Source organism: Bradyrhizobium sp. OAE829, assembly GCF_040546575.1.
Classification (GTDB): domain Bacteria; phylum Pseudomonadota; class Alphaproteobacteria; order Rhizobiales; family Xanthobacteraceae; genus Bradyrhizobium.
In genome coordinates this window covers 5,819,134-5,843,063 of record NZ_JBEPOE010000001.1, presented here as the reverse complement: position 1 = coordinate 5,843,063, position 23,930 = coordinate 5,819,134, and the positions used below count along the sequence as shown (strand labels likewise).

General features: G+C 62.4%; 28 protein-coding genes and 1 tRNA gene. 8 read left to right on the top strand and 21 right to left on the bottom strand.

The features are described from left to right. Nucleotides 1-32: 32 nt before the first annotated feature. From ABIE49_RS27970 to chpT, 4 genes are all read right to left on the bottom strand, one after another. A complete protein-coding gene (locus ABIE49_RS27970) occupies nt 33-398 on the bottom strand; it encodes a response regulator (protein WP_192739881.1) in 366 nt (121 codons plus the stop codon). Between the two features lie 73 nt (nt 399-471). Then, complete coding sequence (locus ABIE49_RS27965) at nt 472-942, bottom strand: chemotaxis protein CheW (RefSeq protein WP_192739880.1); 471 nt, start codon at nt 940-942, stop codon at nt 472-474. Between the two features lie 18 nt (nt 943-960). After that, entirely contained in the window at nt 961-3,738 is a 2,778-nt protein-coding gene (locus ABIE49_RS27960) for a hybrid sensor histidine kinase/response regulator (protein WP_354067007.1), read from the bottom strand. 193 nt (nt 3,739-3,931) lie between these two features. After that, complete coding sequence (gene chpT / locus ABIE49_RS27955; RefSeq protein ID WP_192736560.1) at nt 3,932-4,579, bottom strand: histidine phosphotransferase ChpT; 648 nt, start codon at nt 4,577-4,579, stop codon at nt 3,932-3,934. A gap of 162 nt (nt 4,580-4,741) precedes the next feature. On the opposite strand from chpT, the gene ABIE49_RS27950 reads away from it, so the two are divergent. Beyond that, a complete protein-coding gene (locus ABIE49_RS27950; protein ID WP_192736561.1) occupies nt 4,742-5,569 on the top strand; it encodes a 3'(2'),5'-bisphosphate nucleotidase CysQ family protein in 828 nt (275 codons plus the stop codon). A gap of 42 nt (nt 5,570-5,611) precedes the next feature. On the opposite strand, the gene ABIE49_RS27945 is transcribed toward ABIE49_RS27950, so the two are convergent. Further along, complete coding sequence (locus ABIE49_RS27945) at nt 5,612-6,076, bottom strand: YHS domain-containing (seleno)protein (RefSeq protein ID WP_354067006.1); 465 nt, start codon at nt 6,074-6,076, stop codon at nt 5,612-5,614. A 153-nt stretch (nt 6,077-6,229) separates the two neighbouring features. On the opposite strand from ABIE49_RS27945, the gene ABIE49_RS27940 reads away from it, so the two are divergent. The 5 genes from ABIE49_RS27940 to ABIE49_RS27920 all read left to right on the top strand — a co-directional run bounded on the left by ABIE49_RS27940 (nt 6,230) and on the right by ABIE49_RS27920 (nt 11,100). After that, nucleotides 6,230-6,922 carry an EipA family protein gene (locus ABIE49_RS27940; RefSeq protein ID WP_192736563.1) on the top strand — a complete coding sequence of 231 codons (693 nt, stop codon included), beginning with the start codon at nt 6,230-6,232 and terminating at the stop codon, nt 6,920-6,922. A 246-nt stretch (nt 6,923-7,168) separates the two neighbouring features. Then, nucleotides 7,169-8,449, top strand: a complete 1,281-nt coding sequence (locus ABIE49_RS27935) for a coiled-coil domain-containing protein (RefSeq protein WP_192736564.1) — start codon at nt 7,169-7,171, stop codon at nt 8,447-8,449. Between the two features lie 147 nt (nt 8,450-8,596). Then, nucleotides 8,597-8,671: transfer RNA gene (locus tag ABIE49_RS27930), tRNA-Val, on the top strand. A 1,267-nt stretch (nt 8,672-9,938) separates the two neighbouring features. Next, nucleotides 9,939-10,274, top strand: a complete 336-nt coding sequence (locus ABIE49_RS27925; protein WP_192736565.1) for a hypothetical protein — start codon at nt 9,939-9,941, stop codon at nt 10,272-10,274. A gap of 541 nt (nt 10,275-10,815) precedes the next feature. After that, a complete protein-coding gene (locus ABIE49_RS27920; protein WP_192736566.1) occupies nt 10,816-11,100 on the top strand; it encodes a hypothetical protein in 285 nt (94 codons plus the stop codon). A 374-nt stretch (nt 11,101-11,474) separates the two neighbouring features. On the opposite strand, the gene ABIE49_RS27915 is transcribed toward ABIE49_RS27920, so the two are convergent. The 3 genes from ABIE49_RS27915 to ABIE49_RS27905 are packed head-to-tail and all read right to left on the bottom strand — an operon-like array spanning nt 11,475 to nt 14,298. Next, the gene (locus ABIE49_RS27915) at nt 11,475-12,338 is read right to left on the bottom strand and encodes a hypothetical protein (RefSeq protein WP_192736567.1); all 864 of its coding nucleotides are present in this window, start codon (nt 12,336-12,338) and stop codon (nt 11,475-11,477) included. A 1-nt stretch (nt 12,339) separates the two neighbouring features. Then, nucleotides 12,340-12,510: a hypothetical protein gene (locus ABIE49_RS27910; RefSeq protein ID WP_192736959.1), complete on the bottom strand. Its 171-nt coding sequence runs from the start codon at nt 12,508-12,510 to the stop codon at nt 12,340-12,342. A 3-nt stretch (nt 12,511-12,513) separates the two neighbouring features. Continuing rightward, complete coding sequence (locus ABIE49_RS27905) at nt 12,514-14,298, bottom strand: AI-2E family transporter (protein WP_192736568.1); 1,785 nt, start codon at nt 14,296-14,298, stop codon at nt 12,514-12,516. A gap of 433 nt (nt 14,299-14,731) precedes the next feature. Here ABIE49_RS27905 and ABIE49_RS27900 point away from each other — a divergent pair, with 433 nt between their 5' ends. Then, entirely contained in the window at nt 14,732-14,902 is a 171-nt protein-coding gene (locus tag ABIE49_RS27900) for a hypothetical protein (RefSeq protein ID WP_192736569.1), read from the top strand. Nucleotides 14,903-15,079: 177 nt separating this feature from the next. Here ABIE49_RS27900 and ABIE49_RS27895 read toward each other — a convergent pair whose 3' ends face one another. The 10 genes from ABIE49_RS27895 to ABIE49_RS27850 form a co-directional block, all read right to left on the bottom strand. Beyond that, the gene (locus ABIE49_RS27895) at nt 15,080-15,334 is read right to left on the bottom strand and encodes a hypothetical protein (protein WP_192736570.1); all 255 of its coding nucleotides are present in this window, start codon (nt 15,332-15,334) and stop codon (nt 15,080-15,082) included. Nucleotides 15,335-15,388: 54 nt separating this feature from the next. Next, nucleotides 15,389-15,598 (bottom strand): hypothetical protein, encoded by a 210-nt coding sequence (locus tag ABIE49_RS27890; RefSeq protein ID WP_192736571.1) that lies wholly within the window; start codon nt 15,596-15,598, stop codon nt 15,389-15,391. Nucleotides 15,599-15,738: 140 nt separating this feature from the next. Further along, a complete protein-coding gene (locus ABIE49_RS27885) occupies nt 15,739-16,245 on the bottom strand; it encodes a YciE/YciF ferroxidase family protein (RefSeq protein WP_192736919.1) in 507 nt (168 codons plus the stop codon). A gap of 279 nt (nt 16,246-16,524) precedes the next feature. Next, a complete protein-coding gene (locus tag ABIE49_RS27880; protein WP_192736572.1) occupies nt 16,525-16,680 on the bottom strand; it encodes a hypothetical protein in 156 nt (51 codons plus the stop codon). 176 nt (nt 16,681-16,856) lie between these two features. Then, nucleotides 16,857-17,135, bottom strand: a complete 279-nt coding sequence (locus ABIE49_RS27875; RefSeq protein WP_192736960.1) for a hypothetical protein — start codon at nt 17,133-17,135, stop codon at nt 16,857-16,859. A gap of 75 nt (nt 17,136-17,210) precedes the next feature. Beyond that, a complete protein-coding gene (locus tag ABIE49_RS27870; RefSeq protein WP_354067003.1) occupies nt 17,211-17,423 on the bottom strand; it encodes a hypothetical protein in 213 nt (70 codons plus the stop codon). A 104-nt stretch (nt 17,424-17,527) separates the two neighbouring features. Continuing rightward, on the bottom strand, nt 17,528-17,758 hold the full coding sequence (locus ABIE49_RS27865; RefSeq protein ID WP_192736574.1) for a hypothetical protein: 231 nt from the start codon (nt 17,756-17,758) through the stop codon (nt 17,528-17,530). Between the two features lie 176 nt (nt 17,759-17,934). Beyond that, on the bottom strand, nt 17,935-18,165 hold the full coding sequence (locus ABIE49_RS27860; RefSeq protein WP_192736575.1) for a hypothetical protein: 231 nt from the start codon (nt 18,163-18,165) through the stop codon (nt 17,935-17,937). 241 nt (nt 18,166-18,406) lie between these two features. Continuing rightward, entirely contained in the window at nt 18,407-18,547 is a 141-nt protein-coding gene (locus tag ABIE49_RS27855) for a hypothetical protein (protein ID WP_192736576.1), read from the bottom strand. A 201-nt stretch (nt 18,548-18,748) separates the two neighbouring features. Further along, nucleotides 18,749-18,928 (bottom strand): hypothetical protein, encoded by a 180-nt coding sequence (locus ABIE49_RS27850; RefSeq protein WP_192736577.1) that lies wholly within the window; start codon nt 18,926-18,928, stop codon nt 18,749-18,751. Between the two features lie 183 nt (nt 18,929-19,111). Between ABIE49_RS27850 and ABIE49_RS27845 the strand changes: the two genes are divergently transcribed. Continuing rightward, the gene (locus ABIE49_RS27845) at nt 19,112-20,158 is read left to right on the top strand and encodes an HWE histidine kinase domain-containing protein (RefSeq protein ID WP_192736578.1); all 1,047 of its coding nucleotides are present in this window, start codon (nt 19,112-19,114) and stop codon (nt 20,156-20,158) included. Nucleotides 20,159-20,310: 152 nt separating this feature from the next. Here ABIE49_RS27845 and ABIE49_RS27840 read toward each other — a convergent pair whose 3' ends face one another. Genes ABIE49_RS27840 through ABIE49_RS27830 form a run of 3 tightly spaced genes read right to left on the bottom strand, consistent with a single transcriptional unit; the run spans nt 20,311 to nt 23,749 of the window. Beyond that, complete coding sequence (locus ABIE49_RS27840; protein ID WP_192736579.1) at nt 20,311-21,615, bottom strand: M20/M25/M40 family metallo-hydrolase; 1,305 nt, start codon at nt 21,613-21,615, stop codon at nt 20,311-20,313. A 28-nt stretch (nt 21,616-21,643) separates the two neighbouring features. After that, the gene (locus ABIE49_RS27835; protein WP_192736580.1) at nt 21,644-22,159 is read right to left on the bottom strand and encodes a hypothetical protein; all 516 of its coding nucleotides are present in this window, start codon (nt 22,157-22,159) and stop codon (nt 21,644-21,646) included. Between the two features lie 45 nt (nt 22,160-22,204). Further along, the gene (locus tag ABIE49_RS27830) at nt 22,205-23,749 is read right to left on the bottom strand and encodes an acetolactate synthase large subunit (RefSeq protein ID WP_192736581.1); all 1,545 of its coding nucleotides are present in this window, start codon (nt 23,747-23,749) and stop codon (nt 22,205-22,207) included. Between the last annotated feature and the right edge of the window lie 181 nt (nt 23,750-23,930).

The window sequence follows — 23,930 nt, the reverse complement described above, 5'->3', positions numbered from 1 at the left end:
AGCCGAGGGCCGTTGAGCCGCCGGATCGCTACTTAGATCAGGCCGACTTCCTGGAACTTCGCGGTGACGATGTCCTTGTCGAACGGCTTCATGATGTATTCGTTGGCGCCGGCATGCAGCGCACGTGCGATGTGCGCGACGTCGTTTTCGGTGGTGCAGAACACCACCTTGGGCGCATCGCCGCCGGGCATGCGGCGCAGATTGCCGAGGAATTCATAACCGTCCATCACGGGCATGTTCCAGTCGAGCAGGACCGCCTCGGGCATGGCGCGCTTGCAGGCGTCCAGCGCTTTCGCGCCGTCCTCGGCTTCGATGATCTGGAAATCAAGACCTTCCAGGATACGGCGTGCGACCTTGCGAATGACGCTGGAGTCATCGACGACGAGACATGTTCTCATTTTCGGCCTCTACTTCCATTCCCCGAAGGGACGTTTCCAAGTGTTATGTACGCTTTCGCTTTGCTTCTGCTTCTTATGCCGCCATCAGATCCGGCACGATTTCGAGGACGCGATCGACATCGAGGACGACCATGAGCTGGCCGTCGAGGCGGTGGACGCCGCCGGCGAGCTTGGCCATGCGGGGGTCGAGATTGACGGGGTTTTCCTCGCGGCTGTCGTCGGGCAGCCGGAGCACCTCGCCGATCTGGTCGATCAAGAGGCCGTAGGACTCGCCGCGCAGGTCGACGCCGACCGCCATCGGCGGCTTGCCGTCGTCGTTTTTGGGCAGCCCGAGCCGGGCGCGCATGTCGACGACCGTGACGATGCGGCCGCGCAGATTGAGCACGCCGGCGATCTCGGCCGAGGACAGGGGAACGCGGGTCAGCCGTTCCGGCATGAACACGTCCTGGACGCGGGAGATCGGCAAGCCGAACAGCTGCCCGCCGATCACGGCGGTGACGTATTCGACCACGGTGCCCTCGATGGTGTCGGTCTTGGTTGTCATGATGTCTTGCCTTTAGCCTTATGCCGCGCGCCTGGTCTCGCCAGCGGTCTGTTCCTTCAGCGCCGCGATCAGGCCCGGACGGTCGAACTTGGCGACGTAATCGTGGAAGCCGGCCTGCCGCCCGCGCTCGATCGCCGCCGGAGAGACCATCGAGGACAGCGCGATGATCGGCATTGCGCTTAAGTGCTGGTCGGCCCGGATCGTCTCGGCAAACTCGAACCCGTTCATGTCGGGCATCTCGATGTCGGTCAGCACCACATCAAAAGTCTGGCCCGAGCGCAGCGCGGTGAGGCCTTCCTGCGCATTGGGGGCAACCCGCACCCGGTAGCCGGCGGCTTTGAGCACCGGCGCCAGCATGTTGCGGAAGAAGGCTGAGTCGTCGACCAAGAGCACCGATTGCGCCGATACCGAGGGGCGCATCTCCTTGCGCGAGAACCAGTCGGCAAACGCCATGGGCAAGAAATGGCCGACGTCGATCACTTCGGTGGCCTGGCCCTTGATCACGGCCGAACCCAGAATGCCCTCACTGGAGCCGGCGACTTCGATGTGCAGCCGCTCCTCGACGATGTCGATGATCTCGTCGACCACCAGCCCCATCGAGCGGCCGTCGTCGGCGAACACCAGGATCGGCTGGGCGCCCGAGGTCTGGACGTTGACCCCGTTCATCTGCACCAGCGGCATCAGCTGCTCGCGGTACTGCACCATGTAGCGGCCGTTAGAGAGTTCGATCTTGTCGGTGGCGATCTCCTCCAGCCGGGTAACGAGGCCGAGCGGCACCGCCTTGGGCTGGCTCGAACCGGCGCGGAACACCAGCAGCGAGGTCAGCTGTTCGCCGGTGTTGGCATGGGCCGCCGCGTTCTCGTCCGCCATCCCCTGGGCGGAGGAGCCGGCGGCGCCGAGCGCCTTGGCAAAGCCGTTGGGGTCGATGATCATGATCACGGCGCCATCGCCCAAAATGGTGTTGCCGGAGAACATGTCGATGTGACGCAGTTTTGTGGACATCGGCTTGACCACGATTTCTTCGGTGTGGAACACGCCGTCGACCACGATGCCAAAGGTCTGGCTGCCGACTTGCGTGACCACGATAAAACCGTTCTCGGGGTCGGAGGAGGAGCCGTCGTCGATCTTGAGCAGCTTCTTCAGGTGCATCAGCGGCAGCAGCTTGTTGCGCAGCCTTAAGACCGCGGTGTCCTTGATGCGCTCGATGCGGTGTTCGGAGTTGGCGCGGGCGCGGACCAGCTCGACCACAGACAATTGGGGTATCGCAAAGCGGTCGCCGCCGGCTTCCACGATCAGGGCCGAGACGATGGCCAGCGTCAGCGGGATCTTGATGGTGACGGAAGAGCCCTCGCCGGCCACCGACTTGATGTCGATGGTGCCGCCGATCTGGTCGATATTGGTGCGCACCACGTCCATGCCGACGCCGCGGCCGGAGACCGAGGTGACGGTGGCGGCGGTGGAGAAGCCCGGCGCGAAGATGAACTTGTGGATCTGGGCTTCGGTCATCTTCTCCAGTTCAGCCTCGGAGACGAGCCCGTTCTGCAGTGCCTTGGCCTTGATCCGCTCGGTGTTGAGCCCGCGGCCATTGTCGGCGATGCAGATGATGATGTGGCCGCCTTCGTGATAGGCGGAGAGGCGAATGGTGCCCTGCTCGGGCTTGCCGGAGGCGGCCCGCTCGGCCGGGGTCTCGAGGCCATGATCGGCGGAGTTGCGCACCATATGGGTGAGCGGGTCCTTGATCAGGTCGAGCACCTGGCGGTCGAGCTCGGTGTCGGCGCCGTGCATCTCCAGTTCAATCTGCTTGCCGAGTTCGCCGGAGAGGTCGCGGACGATCCTTGGCAGCTTCTGCCAGGCATTGCCGATCGGCTGCATCCGCGTCTTCATGACGCCTTCCTGCAGTTCGGCGGTGACGTTGGAGAGGCGCTGCAGCGGCACCTTGAACTCGGTGTCCTCGTTGCGGCGGGAGATCTCCAAGAGCTGGTTGCGGGTCAGCACCAGCTCGGAGACCATGGTCATCAAATGTTCCAGCGTGTCCACGTTGACGCGGATCGACTGGTTGGCGATCTTGTCGGCTTCCTGGACGTCGCCGACATCGGCGGCGGCAGCCGCCTTGCGGGCCGGCTTTGCCTTTACTTCTTTTGCCGCCTGCGGCGCAGGGGCGGCTTCCGGCACCGCCGCGAGAGCTACTGCCTTGGGAGCAGTTGCGGGCGCGGGTACGACTTCGATCTCGGTCTCGCGGAAGGCGCGCTCGAGATCGTCGAGCGAGACTTCGCCCGGACGCAGGGGCCGTTCCAGCACCTGCTCGACCAGCGTGCCCTTGGCAATCTCTTGTGTCTTCGCGGGCTGTATGGGGGGCGCGGCTACGACCGGCGCCGGCGCTTCCACGGAGACGGCTTCGGCCTCAGCGTGCGCGTCGTGCGCCCCGCCTTCCGCCAACAGATGCAGCTTCTCGATCAGGTCCTCGTCGCTGCCTTCCGGCTCGTTCTCGGTGGCTTCGAGACCTGCGAGGATTTCCTTGATGCGATCGATCGAGGACAGGATCAGCGTCACGGCGCCGGCGGTGACCGGCATACCGTCGCGGAATTTGCCCATCAGGGTCTCGCCGGCATGGGCCAGCGCTTCCAGCCTCGGCAGGCCGAGGAAGCCGCAGGTGCCCTTGATCGTGTGCACCAGGCGAAAGATGTTATCCAGAATCTTCGCGTTGTTCGGGTCCTGCTCGAACCGCACCAACTGATTGTCGACCGTATCCAGGCTCTCGCTGGTCTCGGTCAAAAATTCCCGCAACAAATCATCCATGAAACCGGCCTTCGCACGCACCGGCACGCGACATCGACGTGCCTTACGGAACTTGGCCAGCTTCTATGCAAAGCGTTTAATATTGGTTGAGCAAATGGAAAAGAACGGCCTCAACAAAGAGATAAGACGGCTGCAATGAATCCAGCCGCCCGATATCAACCTCTGGTTAACCATAATCGCCGCGTGGCGGCGCTCAGGCGGCGGTAACGAGCACCTTGTCGCCGTCGAGCGCGAGCGTCACGGCGAGCCCGCAGGCCTGCGCCAAAAGCCGGGTATAATAAGGCTGCACCGCATGCGCATCGATGGCCGAGCTGGAACTCGCACTCAAGAGGTCGGCGATGTTTTGCGGCACGCGGGCGTTGAGGCCGGCCGAGGTGACGCGAAAGCTCATCGTCTCGCCGTCGCCGATCGGGTCGATGGTCAGCGTACCGCCGCGCGGAATGGTCTGCTGCGCAATGACCAGCATGTTCAGGAGCAGCTTGACGCGGTTCTTGGGCAAGAGCAGCCGCGGCAAATTCCAGGTGATGGTGATCTTGCCGTCCTCGATATGGCCGCGCGCCATGGTCTGGGCGTCGCCGAGATCGATCTGCGCGCCGGCCGAGCCAGCCGCGCCAAACGCCAGCCGGCAGAACTGCAACCGGGCCGAGGCGGTCTTGGCGCTCTTGCGAATCAGATCGAGCGCGAATTCACGATCTTCGGGCTTGGGATTGTCGTCGAGGACCTCCAGCCCATTGACGATGGCGCCAACCGGACTGATGAGATCATGACAGACCCGCGAACACAGCAGTGCCGCAAGTTCGAGGGCGTCAGGAGCGACGCCGGGAGAGGGAGTGTCAGACATCAGATTTTCCTGGAAGGCCGCGCAGTCCCCAATCGCTGCAAGACTGCCGGCGGACAGTTACGAATCACGCATGCTCGATGGTTTGATACACTGCGCGGGCGCGTGCTGCCAGCACAGGGCGGCACCGGTCAAGGGAACACGAACAGCAAATGAGCTCCGCTTATGAATGAGGCAACTCCGGCCATTATCGATCATGTGGCCGCTAGCGCCCTGATCGAGCCGCTGACCGATCTGGTGATCCGGGCCGGCGCCGCGATCCTTGCCGTCAACCGCGCCGCCATGACGGTCGATGGCAAGACCGACGGATCGCCGGTCACCGAAGCCGATCTCGCCGCCGACCGCATCATCGGCGAAGGCCTGGCGCGGCTGGCGCCAAATATACCGTCATTGTCCGAGGAACGGACGCATCTGGCGAAACTGCCTTACAAGGACAGCTTCTTCCTGATCGACCCGCTCGACGGCACCAAGGAATTCGTCGCCGGCCGCGCCGAATTCACCGTCAACCTGGCGCTGGTGACCGGCGGCGTGCCGCTGCTCGGCATCGTCAGTGCGCCCGCGCTTGGCTTGATCTGGCGCGGCATCGTCGGCCGGGGCGCCGAGCGGTTGACCCTTATTGACGGCGGCGCGCCGCGGATCGAGCCGATCCGGACGCGGCCCTGCCCGATCAGGGGAAAAGCCTGGACCGTGGCCGTCAGCCGCTCGCATGGCGACGACCGCACCGAAGCCTTTATTGCCGCAAGGCCCGGAGCCGTGCGCGCCGAACTCGGCTCGGCGGTCAAATTCGGCCGGGTGGCGGAAGGCGCGGTCGATATCTATCCTCGCCTGTCGCCGACCTGCGAATGGGATGTGGCCGCGGGCCATGCGGTGGTTACAGCCGCCGGCGGCAAGATCACGGATTCAACCGGCGCCGCGCTGCATTTTGGTGCTGGCCGCGAAGACTTCATCGTGCCGGAATTCATCGCCTGGGGCGATCCGGAGGCCTCCCTCTGACTTCAAGCGTCGTTCGTATTTGGGTCGGTAGCCCGCCGAATCCTACTGCGCGAGACCCTGTTCGAGCCGAGGCCAGCGGGCGGCGGCGTCTTTCAGGAAACGCGAAGGATCGGCCTTGAAGGCATCGCGGTTTTCCTCGCGACCGAACAGATAGAGCCGCTGGCCTGCGACCACCCAGAAGCGCGGGTTACCGGCATAGGTAACGCCTCGCCCGAGATCGACCGGATCGTAGCCGCCGAACTGCGGGCCATAGACGTCGGGGTGGGCGACAAAGGAAGCGCGATTGCCCTCGTTGCGAAAGCGCCAGACGGCGCCGGCCTCGGCGGCCTCAAAATCCGCCACGCCCTGGGCGGCCACTGAATCGGTGAAATAGGCGACGGGATCAAACCCCTCGATCGCAAGGCCGGAATAGCGATTGACCACCACCCGTTCGGTGGTCGCGGCAAGGGCGGTGAAATCAAGGCAGAGAACGCCGAAAATGCCTGCCCATAGGGCGAAAATGGCCATTCCGGGGCGCGAAGCATATCTTTCCTGCCGTTGTGCCGTCATAGTTGATACCGATAACATACGAGTCGAGGGGACACTGGGCGCAACCTAGAGCCGTGCTTGTTGGCGTCAGGTTAAGGCTGCGGCCAGAATTTCGATACCAGGGGTTCTTTGATGATTTTCGTCTCACGCCTTGCCGCGGTAACGCTCGCCGCGCTGATGTGCTGGACTGTGCCCGCACCTGCGCAGCAGTCGGGGCCGATGCAACAGGCGCCGCTGCAGGCACCGGGCCAACAGGCGCCGTACCAGCAGGCTCCTGTGCAGCAAGCGCCGTACCAGCAGGCTCCGGTCCAGCAGGCGCCGCCGCAGCGCGCGCAGGGCCCGGCGACCTTTGGGCCGGACGAACTGGTCAACGCCGGCCACAAATTCTTCGGCAACGTCTCGCGCGGGCTGGCATCGATCATCGAGCGCGCGGTCAGCCAATGGGGCCTGCCGAACGGTTACGTGCTCGGCGAGGAAGGCTCCGGCGCCTTCGTCGCCGGCCTGCGCTACGGCGAAGGCACGCTCTACACCAAGAACGCCGGCGACCTGCGGGTCTACTGGCAAGGTCCGTCGGTCGGCTTCGACTGGGGCGGCGACGGCGCCCGCACCATGACGCTGGTCTATAATCTGCCCGCCACCAACGCGATCTATCAGCGCTTCGCCGGCATCGACGGCTCGGCCTATATCGTCGGCGGCTTCGGCATGACCGCGCTCACCGCCAACAACATCGTGCTGGTACCGATCCGCTCCGGCATCGGTCTGCGGCTCGGCGCCAACATCGGCTATCTCAAATTTACCCCGCGCGCGACCTGGAACCCGTTCTGACCTTTTCCTGAGCAACGGTTTCCTGAACAGCGGAGCCTGATCGGTTCTGATTGCATCAGAACCGGGCTCCAGCTTTTGTTTTGACGCGTTTTCTTTACGCGAACCGGGGTCCACTTCGCTCGAAAACGCTATGCCCACACATTGATCTTCACGATTCAGGTTAACGCGGCATTGGGCTGGCCTTTTGCCGGTCCCCCATGGCATTGTGATTAACGAATTCTTTACGCCCTCGGGGAGTGACCATCCATGATCGAACCGATCATGTATCTGGCGATCGGTTTTCTGGTCTCGATGCTGTTTGGCCTGATGATCGTGCCGCTGGTGCATAACCGCGCGGTCCGGCTGACGACCCGGCGACTGGAAGCGGCCACCCCGCTCTCGATGGCTGAAATCCAGGCCGACAAGGACCAGCTGCGCGCGGAATTTGCGATGTCGGCGCGCCGGCTCGAGATGAGCGTCGACCAGCTCAAGAACAAGACCACCAGCCAGCTTGCCGAACTCGGCAAGAAATCCGACGCGATCAACCGCATGAAGATCGAGCTTGGCGAGAAGAACGCCACGATCTTCGGGCTCGAGGCGCGCGAGAAGGCGGTGAAGGAACAGCTGCGCGCCACCGAAGAGGAATTTTCGGCCAAGACCGAGATGCTGCGCGGCGCCGAAAAGGCGCTGACCGACAAGCAGGGCGAACTTGCCAAGATCAATCATGAACTGTCCGACCGTTCGATGGTGGCGGACAGCCGCCAGGTCGAGCTGGTCGCGGTGCGCACCCAGATCGAGGAGTTGAAGGGCCGCGTCGGCGACGCCGAAAAGGAATTTGCGGCGACGCAAGCCCGGCTCGCGCAGGAGCGCGGCGAATCCGAAAACGCGACGCGCGAACTCAACGAGGCCCGCAGCCGCGTCGAAAACCTGAGCCAGCGCGTCACCGATCTGGACCGGCAGCTGATCATCCAGGTCAAGGAAGCCGAAATGCTCGGCAACCGCGTTGGCGATCTCGAAGCGCGGCTCGCCACCCAGGGCAAGCTGCTGGCCGAACGCGAGTTCGAGAACAACCAGCTCAAGCAGGCCAACGACGTCGCCGAGCGCACGACCAAGGAATTGCGCGTCGAGATCGCGGCCCTGAGCCAGGGCGGCAATTCGCCGGCGATCGAAAAGCTGCGCAGTGAGAAGGCCGCGGTCGAGGAACAGCTTCGTGTCGCGCGCGACGAACGCGCCAAGCTGCAGCGCGACATCAACGCGATCCAGCAGCAGGCCGAAAGCTCCTGGGCCACCGAGCGGATGGAGAACGCGCTGCTGCGCGAACGCATCAACGACATCGCCGCCGAGGTGGCCAAACTGGCGATCCAGCTGGAGGGGCCGAATTCGGCGATCGAGGCCATGCTGGCCGCGGAACCGGCGGCACCCAGGCCCCCGGCCAAGCCGGCCAACGACACCGCCGCCACCACGCCTTCCGAAGGCGGCGGCACGCTGGCCGAGCGAATCCGGGCCCTGCAGTCGCACGCCTCCCGCGCCCGCCAGCAAGGGGCGTAACTTTTTTTGACGCGTTTTCTTCACGCGAACCGGCCTCCACTTCGCTCGAAAACGCTATGTCCCGATTCGGCCGCTTTGTTTGCTTGACACTATGGGCCCTCACTTCGTAAATCGCGGGCTCTGACGGCGCTGATTTCGCCGGATCCCGGACGCATAGCTCAGCGGGAGAGCGTTCCCTTCACACGGGAGAGGTCCAAGGTTCGATCCCTTGTGCGTCCACCATCGTCCTGACGGGACGAGTTCAGGTTCGAATTTCAGACAGCCATGACAATTCGATTGCAGCATCGCGGGCCTGATGGTTCGAGACGCGCCGCGTTGCCGCGCTCCTCACCATGAGGGTCTGACAACCGCATCCTGAACCATTCGACCTCATCCTGAGGAGGCCGCAGAGCGGCCGTCTCGAAGGATGCAGCCACCGCACGCAGCCACAAACGCACCTCAGCGATCCCGCGGCGCGAAGCGCCCGAGTTGTAAGGATCGTTTCGCCCTCTCCAATCAGAGGGCGCAGGGAATGCCGGATGCGCGCTGCACCCGCGGTCTCATGTGCGATTGTGCATAAGAATGCTGCACATGAGCATACAGGGCAGCGGAGAACATCCGACATCCCCTGCGCAGTGGCTTTACGGCTTATGACGCGCTCTCCCCGGTGAGACGGCCTCTATTGCCACCGTCACTGCGCAGGGCGTGAGCCCTTGCGCAGCTTGACGCCGTTACGGGCGCCAGGACCACACGCTTTTGCCGTACGCCTTTGCCGCGACCGTCAATCGCAACATCAGCGTCCACCGCATCCCCGCCCCTCGTCATGACGACGGCCGACGCCCCTCTGAGTGGGACGGGATGGCGAAAGATATGCACCTGATTTTCATTCGGGTAAACAGAAATATTTTTTATTTCAGGGCTTGACATAGATTCCGAAAATCAGAACTGATTTGCCCGACGGGTCAGTTTGTCGCGCAAAGGAGCAGACCAATCAGCGCGCAGACTGCATTTGCCGAGGCGGATTCGGAGGCGTCGCGTTCTTTCGCGTTTTCCGACCGCTCATCGGCAATCGCTTTGGTCACCTGCGATAGCCGTCGCGTTCCGGAGTACTCCGGAAGAGTGACTGCAGCTCGCTGACGAGCCGGGCTATGATGCCCAGAAGTGCCGCAGGATCGCGACTTTGGATGGAAGACAAGATTTACTTCGCGCTGGTCGGCGTAGCCGGGCTGATCGGATCGTTTGTCACTGCAGCCTTCATGCCGTTGAGTGGGCGATGGGCAGTATCTGACTGCCTCTTCTCTCACCTATCTGCCTGACGGGTCCGGCCGAATGCGGTGCAGGTCTCTGCAGGGTCTTGGCTGTTGATGCCACGGAAAAGTGCGGCGGTTGGCAAGAGCGGATGTACCTCTTGCCAATGCCAGGGCCCCGGAGCGATCCGGGGCCTTTTCGCCGTCCTGAAGCAATCACTCTGCGCTGGTGTGATACGGGTATCGTTGCGTGGAGTTGCTTTATGAGTAAGTCCATTTGGACCCCATGGATCGTTGCAAACGAGCACAATCGAGAAGTCTACCTGGTGGTCGATGACTTTGGCTCCCTCGGCCGGGCATGGCGGGGGAGTGGTGTCGGCGATACCGGCCTCGAAACGGTCGTGCGCGATCTGCTGGAGGGTCAATATTGCAACCCCGTCCGCGTTGCCGGTTTTAATGTCGCTGAAGGATGGTGCAGAGACGTTTCAGCAGAGGTCGCCCACGAGTTGCAGAAACGTTGCTCGGATCAGATGCGAGAGCTGCCGAGCTTCCTGCAGGAATTCGTTCGCCGGCATGCCGGAAAAGCGACGCCCAGGTAGCGCCTGCCTGGCCGCACGTTGCCGAGAACGAACGAGTCTTTAATCTTCCCACGTGCGCTGACCGCACCGGCATTCAAACATGTGGACGATGCAGCCAGTGCGAGGATTCACTATCGTTCGAATCAGGGCCAACCGCTTCCCGCATGTGCTGCAGACCTTGTTGGTGTGGCTTTCCAAAACAGCCACCTCTTCACCGCGGATTAATTCCATAACCGCCTCCATGCCGAGTTCTGTTTTGAGGGGTGAGACCTAAGTCAGGTCCCCGACATAGTACGAGGGGGCGCGAACTATTCCAAATGAATTCGAAGGTGCGCCCTCCGTTCGAAAGGGTCAGCCTGCAATACCTACCGCTCCGCGTTATTCGTCAAGACACGCAAGGCGCCGAAGAGACGGAAGCCTCGCACAGGTTCGCGTGGATCGGGAACAAGCGGCAACTGACTGCAATGAATTGTCGCCTATCGGGCAGACAACGACACCAGAAACGATTTCAATCGATCCCCACCTGAAGGCTGTGCAATCGCTCAATTGAACAGGTGGACGGATGGCGCACCAAATCAACAGATTGGTTGTCGGCGCTCGTTTCAAGGTGAACCAACTCGGATCAGTCCGGTGCCCGGCGCTGGCCGGCAAGACCGGGACCGTTACCGGAATTAGCTATCGCAACACGGGCGTTGCCGTGCTGTTCGATGGCACCAAGAGACCAACTTACCTGCACAGGGATTTTATCAGCCCCATCCCCGATCACTCGTTGACGACAAGCGAGGCGGCTTACGCCAACGCTAACCCGCCCCACGAACTCAAGCGCAGCGATCACCTGCATGCATAGCTAACCATCTCGTCGAAGCAAGACAGTGGCTCCTGCGAGGGCGGAATCTCGATTGCGATGTGCGGGTCACCGCGCATGATCTTCCACACCTCCGACATAGTTTTGATCTCGAACGCCTCGCCGTCGCGCGATACGAGAATGGCCGACGGCGAAAGGATTAGTCGGAGCCAGATCTCGCATATCCGCGCAGTTCTGCCTCGGAGGTAAAATGGCATTTCGGACAGGTAAATTGAATCATCGGCCGAGACGACCAGGACGGTTTCACGATGTTCAAGGCCATCGGCCACGCGTTGCATTGTGGACAGGCGATCAATACGGCTTCGGGGGTGAGGTCGGGGGTTCTCATCCGATCCACCTCACCCAACCTCACCCGTTCACGCGGCTTCGCGTCGATAGGCTACTCCAGACCCGCGAGCGCCCATCCAATGCGGCATCGGCGCCCCGTCACGGTGGCGGCCGCCGATACCGGCCGATGCCCATGCGATGACAGCACCCAGCAACAGGGCCGCGGCGACGGAGAACGCGAGGATCACCGAACTCCGGCGAGATTTCGCTATCGCGGCCCGAGAATTTGCGACAACGCCGTCGACCCGTTTTTCGGCTTCGGGCCCGGCAAGACCGGTATTCGCTGCGACGAGTTGAGCCAGATAGGATCGATCCTCACTGCTCATTCCCGAATGGCTCGACGACGTCAGGAGGATTCGTCCGGCCTCCGCCCGCTCCTGCGAGAGGTCCACGTTCGCGGCGCGGCGCAACGGCCTGAACAACCGGTCGATCTCATAGCTTAACAGCGGCTCTGCAGCGCTGGTTCGTGCCGAGGAGATGTTGCTGTTGGACCGCGTCAGGGACGCGCTTCCAAGCAAGGCCGCAAGCGCCACCCCGAGAACAACGGCGAGCGCCCAGGCAGCGAGACCATGCAAGCCGTCGCGATGTTCGATTTCGTCAGCATCCAAAACGGCCGGCGCGACATTCGTTCGCCCCGCAATGTAGCCACCCACGCCGAAACTCAGTGCGGCCTGGATAATGAGATAGAGTCCCGACAGAATCCAAAGTGCGGCGGACGCGTCCCGCCACGTCGGCGCCGTCGACGAGATCCCCAACCCGACGGTCGCGCCGAACGCCAACAGGATCGACGACAGCGCGGTTGCCACCAGCGCACCCAGGATCGCCGGCGTCCAGTTCAAATACCTCGGGGAGACTCCAATGGGAGCCGCGCCGGGTTCGATCTGTTTCACCATGTCAGCGCAGCCCGAAGAACGACAATACGGCCAGGATGACGACGACCAATCCAACCAGATAAATTATACCGTTCATTTTTCTCTCCTTGTTTCGTGACAGGTCGAGCCCGCAGTTCAGCGCGCCTTTCCGGCGCACGCTTTGGAGCGATGCCAGGATTGAACTCGCGGACATTGCCTATTGTTCCCGACGCGTTTTGACGCTGGTACTTTTGGCTACGGCGGCGATGGTAGTCGCGAGCGACTGCGGCCCTACATCATCACTCCGTTGCTCCTTGTCCGCCTCGAACTGATTTCCCAACCGGCAGACGATGATCCTGGCCGAAGCTGCCCGCCGGGAGAACTTGCGAACCGTAAACGACAACCTCGCCTCCGATACCTCCTCCAGAAAACAGACGCAGATCGTTTCCGCGTTGCCGGCGTCAATCTCGGTATCGGCGCCGGAAACACGGGCGTTGAACCCTTCACGTTTCAGCGCATCTGCAACAATCAGCGCGGCGCAATCGTCGAGTCGACCCAGTCCGGGTATGCAGAAAATCGGCTTGCCCAGCTTGCGAGCGTCGATGTTGACAATCTTCCCTTTTTTGGCGGGCGCTTCGGCACTCGCGTTCCCCTCAGCGGTCTCTTGCGAGGCCATATCCTCGATGATTTCGGAAACCGTCTCGTGGATATTCTCGAGCCTGACGTCGTCAAGCCGGCCTTGGGCGGCATCGGCCTCAGCCAATCGCAGGGCGCCCAGCAGGATTTCTTCGTAATAGGCCACAGCGGACCCCTTCTTCAGGTACGACCGCGCCTGTTCGATCGCGTCAATCGGATCGCCCGTCAGCATGCGCTGGTATGCGGTCTGCTGCGGCGTCAACGCCGGCTGGTCTCCCAGCATGACGTCGATAAACTGGAGACGGTCGACGTGTCTGGCAAAGACGACCAGACACAGCGTGAGCGGCGTGGAGAGCAAAAGCCCCAAGGGGCCCCAGAGCCAGGTCCAGAACGACGCGGCCACGACCACGGCGACCGGGGACAGGCCGGCACTTCGCCCACAGACCAGCGGCTCGACAACATGGCCAGTCAGCGGCTCCACCACTGCGAACAAGGCGGCCGTCCACAAGGTCATAGTCCAGTCGCTCCCGACCGCGGCCGCCAAAGCAATTGGCAAGCCGGCAGCGAGGATCGCGCCGATGTAGGGCACAAACCGAAGGATCATAGCCAGCAATCCCCATAGCGGCGAGTTCGGGACGCCGATGACGGCGAGGCCCAATCCGATCACGACGCCGAAAGTCGCATTCAGAATGAGTTGGGTCAGGAACAGCCTGCCCAACCGTTGCCCTGCGTCATCGAGCGCCGCCGTGGTGCGCTCCAAATCCTCGCTGCCGAGCAACCGGATGAACCGGTCGCGCAGATCCTCGCGCTGAAAAAGGAAGAAGATGAGGAAGATCACCACGATTCCGGTGGTGGTGAAGGGAGCTGCGAGTGGTCGCAGCATGGCGATCAGTGCCTCCGACGCGCCCGGGTCTGGCTGATGGACTTCGACCGGGATAGGCGTTCTTGCCGGGTCCGACAACGATGGCTTCGCCGTTTCGGCATCGCCACTTCCGGGCGACTTCAGCTCCCTGTCCAGGTTCTTCAACAGGCTGGAGGCGTTCTTGAGCACGCCAACGCTGCCAATCCTGTCCCGCAAATTATGGATTTTTTCGCCCAGCGTGGACTGATAGCGCGGCAGGTCGCTCGCGAGTTGGTTGACCTCGATCATCACCATCGCCGCAAGACTGAGGGCGATGGCCAGCGCCAGGCTGACGGCACTGAGCACCGCTATCGACCGCGGCACCTTCATGCGCTGGAATGCCCTCACGAGGGGCGACAAGACAAAACTCAAGAGGACGGCGACTGCGATCGGAACGAGGATTTCGCGCGTGAAATAGAGGGCGGCGACGACAAGTGCGCCGATCAAGAAGTTCGAAAATGCCAAGCCAGCTGGGACCAACACCTCTATTTACCAATGCGCGAGCCAACCCGGCACGGAAGTGCGCCGCGTGACCCTTAATGGAAATCCTGTTGCGAAGGTTCCAATTGCGAGCCGCATGAGATGTTGTCCCGTTCGAACGTATCTCTCCACAGACATCGGGTGCACTGCGATATTGATCGGGAAGAAGTGGCAAATCGCCGATGCCTCGCGCCTCGCGTCGCGGGCAAGAGCGGAACCAAATCCAACCGCTGCGGTTTGATCGGCTGATTACGTCCGTCTGCAACGCCACGAAGGATCAGCTCAAGGCGATGCCGGAATTCGAGTATTGAATTCGAATGGCCCGGCCTGGTCGTCGAGCCGTTTTCAGGAAGCTTCATACGTAGATTGAGTTTCTTCAAAGCACACGAAAGCGCGCTGCCCATGGAGGTGGCAAATCATGGTTGATCAACATCAGGTACAATCGATCATCGCGGACGCAATTTGCGAATGCTTCAAGGATCATCCCGAGCGAAGCATTGGCTTTGAGGAAGCCAAACAAATGGCAAAATGCGTCGTCGAGGCCTTGGCCGACGCCCGGCTGGAGATCCGCGTGCGTGAACAGGATTGAATGTTTGGGAGGTGCCTGGGACCCACTTCAGACGGTGGTGACCGCGAAGTATTGAGCGCGCCTCGCCGCGGTCTTTGATGTCAGAACGTCATCGATGAAGGGCGGACTACGCCGGAGCCTGTCATGGGGCCCGCGCTTCGCGCCGCCCCTGCCGGGCTAATCCGCTCCGGTCTTTCATCACTGAATCGTCTCATGCACGTCGAGAATGGGCACGTCCGGCGTGTTCATGATCTCGGCAATGATATTGTATGAAACGTCAACCGAGCCGGGCTTGTTCGGGTCAATCTTGACCCCCCTGACGTGAAGCGTCGCGCGAACCAACCGGCCGTCGCTCAGGGTGATTTCGGTGACGCCGTGACGAACGCGGGAAACGACAGGTTCCGGGCGATGGCCGATGTTGAAGGAAAATGGTTGTGCGTATCCGAACTTCATCGTGTCGCCCTCGCATTTCACTCGCAGTCTCGTAACTCGCGCACTTGGCTCCGATCAGATTTTCGGCGCCCGGCCTGCGCGGTCGAATACCGGCACCTTCTCGACATCGTCGGGTGCAGCGGCAGACGGCGTATCTTCGGCAGCGTGTCGCAACGCCTCGGTCTCGGCGTCGAGGCCGTCAACGGTTTCATTGGCCTGGCTGCCTGAATCGTGCGGTCGTGCCGGAACCTTGCCGTCCGTTCTGGCTGGATTTTGCTTTGCCATTGTCTTTCTCCTTAGAGGTCAAGACACCAATGAACCGCGGCGCGGTCGGTTCCGTTGCGTTTACGTGATCGCGGGTAGCAAACGCAGAAAGGCCCCAGCGTAAGGCTGGAGCCCTTCTTCGATGATGTCCGCTTGCCTGATTACGCAGCCTGCGCGGTCTCGGCGTGACGGTTGACCTCGGATTCCGCGAGTTGGCTCAGGGCGCTGTCCGTCGCCTTTTCTTCTTTCAGCGTCGCGTCGAGCAGTTTTACGGCGTCCTTGTAACCCAGTTCACTCGCCCAGGTCTTCAGCGTGCCGTAACGGGAAATCTCGTAGTGCTCGACGGCCTGCGCGGCAGCCAGAAGGCCGGCGTCGAGGGCGGGCATGCCCTTGTACTCGTCCATGACTTCCTTGCCCTCGTCGAGAATTCCCATGATGGCATCGCAGGTCTTGCCCTTCGGGGTCTCGTCGATCGACGCAAACACCTGCTCCAGCCGCTCGACCTGGCCATCGGTCTCGGCCAGATGCTTTTCAAAGGCCGCCTTGAGTTTCGGCGACTGCGCCGCCTTGGCCATCTTCGGCAACGCCGAGAGGATCTTCTTTTCCGCGAAGTAAATGTCCTTCAACGTATCGAGAAACAGGTCTTGCAGTGCTTTCTCTTTCGCCATACCGGCCTCCAGCTGTTGGATTGTGTTGCGGTAGAACCAGCCGTACCGGGAGTTGTTCCTCAACTGTGTCCCGCCGAGACGATTCATTTTTCTCGGCTCTTTTTTTCGGCGGCGCTGCAGCGGCTGTAGTTGAATTACAAAGACGCTCGTTGCACGCGTTGTCGCGATATCGCGGACGACCGGTTTGCCTGGCCTGAAGGACAGGGCCACGGTCCGCGTCAACGGTCAGAGCGTGGTCGGCAAGACCGCTACCGACTGATCCATGGATTAAGGAATCCCTCACGGCTTTTGCTCGGGATGCAGTGCGGCCTTCTCAGTCAGCATTTGCTTTATCAAACCGGCGATCCCGTCCAGCGTGAGCTGGTCAGTCACATGGGTTGATATTCGCTTGTAGTGTTCGATCTTGCCGTCGAGTTCGGCGCACCTTTTGCACATTGCTCACCCCCTGCATTCAGGCGGGAGCGCGACACTCTCATCGCCGGTAGAGACCAAGGAGACAGCGATAACACGGCAACTCCAATCTTTATGTCGCGTTCCCCTGAAATAGCGCCCAGGCAGGATCGGTCGGTGAGGCGGATTAAACGGCCACCGGCGGCGATGCTGCGACAGCATTATCCATAGCGAGGCGGCTTCGAAGGCAAAGCACGCGACGGGTTAGCCATCGTCTTCGACTGCGAAGGCGCGAGGTTTGGCATTCCTGTTTCGATGGCCGGTTTGGCGCCCTCGGCCGCGCGATTCTGGCGGGAAGCCAGGATCTGTTCAGCGAGGTATTCCCACCGCTCGGCCTCACCGAGCAACCTCCAGCTATTGTCCGGATCGCACGCGGCCTGTTGACGGCAGAGCAAGGCCGTCGCGCGATACGCTTCAGCGCTCTTGAAACCGCTTTCCATAAGATCCTCCCCAACTTTCGCGAGGTGCGACCAACCCCGCGCGAGGAGCAGAACGTTCCAGCCGGAGCCCTGTTCCTATGACGCCAGCGACAGGCCCTGTTCGGTTCGAAAACGCTGGTAGGAGGCGATGGCGGTGTTGGAGAGAAGCAGCCGGCGGCGCTCACCGCGCCGAACCATCGTCTCGATCGTGTCGAGCAGGTGATTGGCCGCGGTGTCGGGATGGCCGAGTTCGCCCGTTGCCTCCAGATAGTCCCAGGCGATCTGGAAGGAATCCTCAATCGTTGTCATCAGCGTCTCGGTCATGAAGGCAAACGCCGCCGGGGATGACCTGTTCCGCGACCATCTGCCGCCCAGAGTAAGTCGCGCGCCGGCGGTTCGGGCGACGTCGCGCATCACGGAACGTGATCGTTCCTGCTGCCGCCGATGCGATGCGGCTTGTTCAGGAAGTATCCGCGATTGCCGAGCGCGGCTTCCGCGTATTGGTCGATCGAGACGATGATGGCCTGGACGTGCTGGTAGCACCAGCCTTCGCGGCAGGCCAACGTCCGGACTTCGGCGAGCGCCTTGATCCAGGGCGGATTATCCGCGTTGTGGTCGTACCATTTCAGCGAATCTGACGGCATCGGAATGGCCTCGCTTCATCAAATCTTCCAGCTCCGCCCGCTTGCGCGAAAGCAGGAGCTCAGCCGTCGCGTTGTCGAGGCCGGCTTGATCCAGCCGGCGAACTGCCGAGCCCAGTTCGGCGAGCTGCCTGCGCAGCTTTTCGACTCTTGATTTCCAGGCCTCTTGATTTCCAGCCTCATCGCACACGGCGGCCGCGCGCACCTTTCAAGGGCCCGCGGCCGACCGCGCGGTAATCCGCTTTCAACCGCTCATCGACGTCGAGCAGGCGTTCTTCGCCGCCGAGCCTGTTCCGCTCGCCGATCAGCCCGAGCATCACGACGCGCATGGCCATCAGCTGCATCGAGGCCTCGGCGCAGTCTTCGTCGTGGTTGATGTGTTGGCGGATGGTGCTCTCGGCATCCAGCATTTGAGAGCGCAAGAACCTGATTTTCCTGCGGATTTCGTTCAATCTATTGTCCATGGCTCACCTCACCGGGGGTTGGAGCCTATAGAGAACAAACAAAGAACAAATATCAAGTTAAGAATGCGGGCGGAGCCAAGAATCTTTGTGAGGTCCTTGTGGGTCGCACCCGATCGGCTGGTGAACACGCGCAGAGGCGCAGGCCTGCGCGTACCGGCGACTGGCAGTCGCGCGAGCAATCGCGGAATCAGATCCCGAATACCCAGACCGCGACGATGGTGCCCAGGGTCGCGAGCCCGCTGATGGTCCATCCGGTTGCGTAGAGAAGGTTGTCCTCGCCGGTGCCGCGCATCGCGTCGGCATCCGCGGTTTCTAATCGCCAGTGCATGGCGCATCTCCACAGAGCCTGCCCGCGTGACAACGCCGGGCCGGGTTCCCGGTTCCATCCTTCCCGGATCACACGATCGAGCATTGATCGACGGCTTGAAGGGTGGCTACGCCCAAGGCCAAAACCGGCGCCCCGAGCGGGTCACAAAAAAAGGCCGCCCCCGGGCGGCCTCTGAGTGCTTCGCGCCGTCGGCGAAGACCATTACACCAGCAAAAGACGATCCGTCTTCGCGGGCGCCAGCTCATCCTCGTCTCTGACGATGATGGTGACGTCCCAGCCTTCGCTGGCCCACACCCGCGCCTTGGCGAGTGCCATCAGCGAACTCATCCTGTCCATCCTGACGGTCTCATTTTCCCGTTCCGCCACGATCCTGTACGCCATGCAAGTTCCCCTTACGCATCTGGTTGGCGGAACATTTGAATCCGGCTTTGACCGCAATTTGCTGACAATTTGTCCAATTGGCGGCCGGCCGGGCGGCCCCGACGGCAAAAGGCCATATTTCGTACCCGCGGGAACGTTTGCCTTTGTGACGAATTAGCGTCGTTGCGGGCGGGGAGAAGTATTATGTTGAATTTGTTCAGGCATTCCGAAGCAGCCGATCTCGAAAATATCCTGGCCCGGCACGCCATCAGGAACACCGCTGCTGCTGCTGACGACACGGAATCGCAAGAGAAGCAGTTCCGCGATCTGCTGCAGGCGCTGCCCGCCGCCATCTACACGACAGATGCCGAAGGCCGGATCACGTTCTTCAACCAGGCCTGCATCGAGTTCGCCGGCCGCACGCCGAAGATCGGCGAGATGTGGTGCGTGACCTGGAAGCTGTTCTGGCCGGACGGCACGCCGCTGCGCCACGAAGACTGTCCGATGGCGATTGCGCTGAGAGAAAACCGCCCGGTGCGGGACGTCGAGGCGATCGCCGAACGGCCCGACGGCTCGCGCATCTGTTTTGTGCCCTACCCGACGCCGCTGCGCGACGAGACCGGCCGGCTGCTCGGCGCCGTCAACATGCTGGTCGACATCACCACCCGCAAGCAGGCCGAAGAGCGCATGATGCTGCTGACCGGCGAAGTCGATCACCGCTCGAACAATCTGCTCGCCGTGATCCAGGCCATGCTGCGGCTGACCAAGGCCGACAGCGCCGAAGAGTTTCAAGCCGCGTTTCAGGGCCGGCTCCGGGCGCTCGCCAATGTGCAGCGGCTGTTCTCGGTGTCGCGCTGGACCGGCGCCAGCATCCAGACCATCATTCAGGAAGAACTGAAGCCCTATGGCTCGGCGCGGGTCAGCATGACCGGGTCCGACGTCCGGCTTCCGGCTTCACTCGCCCAGGCCATCGCGGTGGCCATACACGAACTCGCGACCAACGCCGCCAAATACGGCTCGCTCTCGGGCCCCGCGGGCAAGATCGACATCCACTGGCAGATCGATGAGGCTGACAGCCTTCAGCTGCGCTGGACGGAATCCGGCGGTCCCCAAATTGCCGAGCCGATGCGGAAAGGCTTTGGCGTCGACGCCATCGACGGCATGGTCCGCACCCTCAGCGGCCGGATCACGCGGCAGTGGAAGCCCGAAGGACTGGACTGCGAATTGTCGTTCCCGGTGATCGGGACGTAGCGGGAGCATCCGCGGCTCTATCCTTCGAGACGCATCGCTTCGCGATGCTCCTCAGGATGAGGTCTTCTTCAGAGCAAAGTCTTAGACCCTCATGGTGAGGAGCGCGGCAACGCCGCGCGTCTCGAACCATGAGGCCAGCGCCAGAGTTCGCCCTACTTCCCCTGCCTCACCACCAGCGCCGGCTTGGTCACGCCGTCGAGGCCGGTCAGCATCAGAACCGTCAGCAGCGCGTTTTGCGGGCCGAAATACGCGTCCGTCGGCTTGTACCATTCGTTGCGTGAGTGCCAGTTGCCGCCCTCGCCGCCGCCGCCGATGGTGACGGCGGGAATGCCGAGCGACATCGCAATGTTGGAGTCGGTCGAGGAGCCCGCGAAGGTCACGCGCGGCGCGCGGGTGACGGCGGCGACCGCGCGCTGCGTCGCCTGAACGATCGGGGAATCCATCGGCACGATTCCGGCGGGCCGGTCGCCGATCATTTTCGCCTCGACCGAAAGCTTGTCGGACTTCCAGCGCGCGTTTTCATCCGCCACCGCTTCCTTGACCAGATCGAGCAGGCGCGCCTCGAGCTTGAGCAGTTCATCGGTCGAATTCGAGCGCATGTCGACCGCCATCCGCGCTTCGGCCGCGATGGCGTTGACCGAGGTGCCGCCGACCACAGTGCCGACCGTGAAGGTGGTCTTGGGATCGGACGGCGGCTGCAGCTCGGAGATTTTGGCGATCGCGCGGCCCATGGCGTGGATCGCGCTGGGTAAGCCGAATTCCTGGAACGAGTGGCCGCCGGGGCCCCTGAAGGTGAACTCGTAGCGATGGCTGCCGGTCGCCTGGTTGACGACGCGGGTGATGCCCAGCCCGTCGATCGAGATGAAGCCGTCGATGTCCTTGTGATCGCGGAACAGCGCCTTGACGCCGCGCAAATTGCCGAGTTCCTCCTCGCCGACGGTGCCGACGAACATGATGTCGCCGACGGTCGCGATCTCGTTGGCGTTCATCGCCTTGATCAGCGACAGCAGCGCCGCCAGCCCGCGGGAATCGTCGCCGATGCCGGGCGCGACAAAGGTGCCGTCCTTTTCCTTTACCGTGACGTCGGTGCCTTCGGGGAATACCGTGTCGAGATGCGCCGACACCACGAGTTTCGGACGGCCGCCGCCCGACCCCTTGCGCAGCGCGATGACGTTGCCTTCGGCATCGATCGCGGCGTCCTTGAAGCCGAGCTCCTGCATCCGCTTCTGATAGTATTCGGCGCGGATCTTTTCCTTGTAGGGCGGCGCCGGAATTTCGGTGATGCGCTTTTGCTCGTCGAGCGTTCGCGCATCGTCGGCCTTGATGTCCTCAAGCGTCTTGGCGACCTTGGGATTGGCGAGGATGGCTTCCACCGCCGGCGCGGGCGCGGCCTGCCCGAAGGCCTGCGAAGCTGCCGCGACAAAGGCGATTGTCAGGATCGCGCGTTTGAAATTCATGAATGACTTCCCTCTCTCCTCGCAGGTCTTAGCCTGCACTCAAGCCTGTATCCTTCAGCCGTTCGGCGAACCAGATCGACATAGCCGGATCGATCACGCCGCCGGTATAGACCTCCGACATCGCGACCTGCTTCCTGCCGAGCGTCACGAACACGCCGATCCAGTAGGCGAACCACAGATGCGGATCGGTCAGCGCCCGCAGCTTGTGCTGGTCGTGTTCCAGCGGCTGGTGATTGGCGGATTTCCGGACCTCGATCGTGAGCAGATTGTTGGGGATCTCGCGCTGATGCACGACGATATCGGGGTAGATCGATTTGCCGAGATGGTCGTCGGTCGAGATGATCGAACCGTGCGGCAGCCGCAGCGTCCGCTCGCCGAGCCTGTCGTAGTCGCAATCGACCTGCCAGCCGGCAAACTGATGTTCAAGATGCACCGCCAGCCGGTGCGTCAGCGGGCGCTCGCCGACGTCCTTTTCGAGCAGGAACGTCTCGTGCGCGTAAAACTCCGATAGCGCCGTGACGACCTTGTTCAGCTCGGTCTGCATGTCGCCTCCGACCTTCCGTCATTCGAATGACGGCTTTGGAAGCCGTCACATCTGCACTTCGATCAACCGCGGTCCCGGCTCGGCGACGGCTTCCGCCAGCGCCTTGACGAAATCGTCGACATTGTCGACCGCGCGGGCCGGCACGCCCATGCCCTTGGAGAGCGCGACGAAGTCGATGGTCGGGCGGTCGATCTTGAGCATGTCGAGCGCACGCTGTCCCGGCTCGCCGGCGCCGACGCCGTCGAATTCGCCACGCAATATCTGGTAGATGCGATTAGCGAACACGATCGTGACGACGTTGAGGCCTTCGCGCGCCTGCGTCCACAGCGATTGCAGCGTATACATCGCGCTGCCGTCGCCGACCATGCAGATCACCTTGCGGTCCGGGCAGGCGATCGCGGCCCCGGTCGCGACCGGCGTCGAATATCCAATCGAGCCGCCCAGATTCTGGATCCAGTCGTGCGGGGCGCCGGCCGCCATCACCGGAAAGAATGCTCGCCCTGTGGTGACGGATTCGTCGACGACGATAGCATTGTCCGGAATAGCCATGGCGATCGCCTGGGCAATGGACGCATGGTTCAGGGCGCCGGTCGGCTTGACGAGTTCGACCTTGGCCTGCGGCTTCACGTCCGCCGGCTTGGCGCCCAGCGCGGACGCCAGCGCCTCCAGCGCCGCGACAGAATTCTCGCCGCTTTGGGTCATGCGATGGACCTCGCACCCCTCAGGCTTCAGCAGGCTGGGCTTGTTCGGATAGGCGAAAAACGCCACGGGATCGTTGGCTTCGACCAGCACGATGTGCCGAAAACCCTTCAGCGCCGCTTGCGCCGCTTCGATCACGTAAGGCACCCGATCGATCGAAAACCGCCCGCTGCCGCGCGCCATTCGCGGACTGGCCAGCGGGCCCATCACCCTGCAGCCGGTCTTGCCGGCGATTTGCGCCGCCAGCGCCAGTCCCTTCTCCGTCACCGCGCTGCCGGTCATCAACAGCAGGGTCTGTTCGCCTCCGCGCAGCACCTTGGCCGCCCTCTCGACGGCCTGCGGGGAGTAGCTCTGACGCTGCGATTCCACCGGCACCTCGGCCACGCCGTCGGCTTCGTTCCACGCGGTGTCGGCCGGCAGGATCAGGGTTGCGATCTGCGGCGGCGCACCGCTCGCGGCGGCAATGGCGGCAGCGCCGTCACGGGCGACCGATTTCGCGTCCGGCGAGGTCCGAACCCATGACGACATCGGCCGTGCCAGGCCCTCGATGTCGGAGGTCAGCGGCGCGTTGTATTCGATGTGGTAGGTGGCATGCTGGCCAACGATGTTGACGACGCCGGAATTGGCCTTCTTGGCGTTGTGCAGATTGGCAAGACCGTTGGCGAGCCCGGGGCCGAGATGCAGCAGCGTCGAGGCCGGGGTGCCCTTCATGCGGAAATAGCCGTCGGCAGCCCCCGTCACCACGCCCTCGAACAGGCCCAGCACGCAACGCATGCCCTCGACCCGGTCCAGTGCGGCGACAAAATGCATCTCCGAGGTGCCGGGGTTGGTGAAGCAGACGTCGACGCCGCCTGCGACCAATGTCCGCACCAGACTTTCCGCACCGTTCATGGTCTCGCCCCCGTTCGCGATTGTTCTCAAGACGGCTCAAGATCAATCATTCTTCACCCGTTTCGTCAAAGGTTTAGCCGACAATGCAGCCATCGCCTCCGATGTGTTGCCTTTTTTAACCGCCGCGTCCGAAAATGGCGCGCTCACGGGCTCTTTGCTTGCGAAATCGCGGCAGTTATGG